Raw genomic sequence first — 233 nt, 5'->3', positions numbered from 1 at the left:
GGAGGCGCGGCCCGTACCGGCGCAGGCCGAGAAACCGGCGGCGGCGACACCGCGGCATGCGCGGGTGCCGAACGCATAGCCGGCGTCGTCCGTGCCGGTGTCGCGCGGCTCGCCGGCGCTGGCGCCGTTGTCGGCTTCACGTTGGCGGTCGGCGCGGTTGCGGCATGCGAGAGCGGTTGCTGCCTCCCGGGCTTGCCGGCGGTCGCGGGCGCGGCCGGCGCGTTCGCCGTGGG

At 78.5% G+C, this 233-nt stretch carries 1 protein-coding gene; it reads right to left on the bottom strand.

What is annotated here, in order from left to right; all coding sequences use genetic code 11:
• The coding region (locus tag ALC15_RS45745; RefSeq protein ID WP_210168636.1) for a hypothetical protein at positions 1-233 on the bottom strand (233 nt) is incomplete at both ends.

Origin of the sequence: Bradyrhizobium viridifuturi, from assembly GCF_001238275.1 — a bacterium.
GTDB lineage: Bacteria > Pseudomonadota > Alphaproteobacteria > Rhizobiales > Xanthobacteraceae > Bradyrhizobium > Bradyrhizobium viridifuturi.
The sequence above is the reverse complement of the archived record's forward strand: the minus strand, read 5'-3'. Positions and strand labels throughout refer to the sequence as shown.